The following is a 721-nucleotide window of genomic DNA, read 5'->3' as shown; positions in this document are numbered from 1 at the left end:
CATTGGCAAGGATTGGACTAATCAGTCCGCCTTGTGGTGTTCCTACACTTGTATCCTCATATTTTCCTTCTATCATGACTCCTGATTTGAGCATTCTCGCTATATATCTCAGATAGTTCGGGTCTGCGATATCATTTCGAAGAAATTTCATGAGCCACTCATGATTCACATTATCGAAGAATCCTTTAATGTCACAATCCAGTATGCAATTCACTTTCTTGTGCATTATTGTATTATCAATAACTTTAATCGCATCATGAGTGCTTCGTTTTGGTCTGAATCCATATGAACAGTCTAAAAATCTAGGTTCATATACATCACTAAGTATATCTGCCATGGCTCCTTGAAAGAGCCTATCTTCATAGACTGGTATTCCTAAAGGTCTTTTCTTGCCATTTCCCTTGTCGATTTCAACTCGTCTTACGGGTTGTGGCTTGTAACTAAAACTCTTTAGTCTATGCATCAAGTCATCTATATTTTCATTTAAATTTTCTTGATACACTTCCTTGGTTACCATGTCTATTCCTGGAGCTTTATCTTTCTTTTGTAGACGATGTTGTCTTATTAAAGACTCCTTGTCTACTCGATACATTAACGTTTCCAGTTTAGGATGTCTTTTTGACAATGTTCTTATATCTTGTCGTTTTGTTCCCATGTCTTTTCAACCTCCAGTGTTTTCAACATGTTTCCCTTCAAGAAACGTAACTGTGTTTCGGTCCTT

Annotated in this window: 1 protein-coding gene; it reads right to left on the bottom strand. The window is 36.9% G+C overall.

Annotated features, from left to right (window positions below):
- On the bottom strand, positions 1 to 655 hold a 655-nt coding region (locus tag LJE08_RS13695; protein ID WP_255650359.1), incomplete at its 3' end, for a reverse transcriptase domain-containing protein.
- Between the last annotated feature and the right edge of the window lie 66 nt (positions 656 to 721).

The sequence above is a fragment of the Holdemanella sp. DFI.5.55 genome (assembly GCF_020593575.1).
In the GTDB taxonomy this organism is placed as follows: Bacteria; Bacillota_I; Bacilli_A; order Erysipelotrichales; family Erysipelotrichaceae; genus Holdemanella; species Holdemanella hominis.
This window is presented reverse-complemented; position numbering and strand designations above follow the sequence as displayed.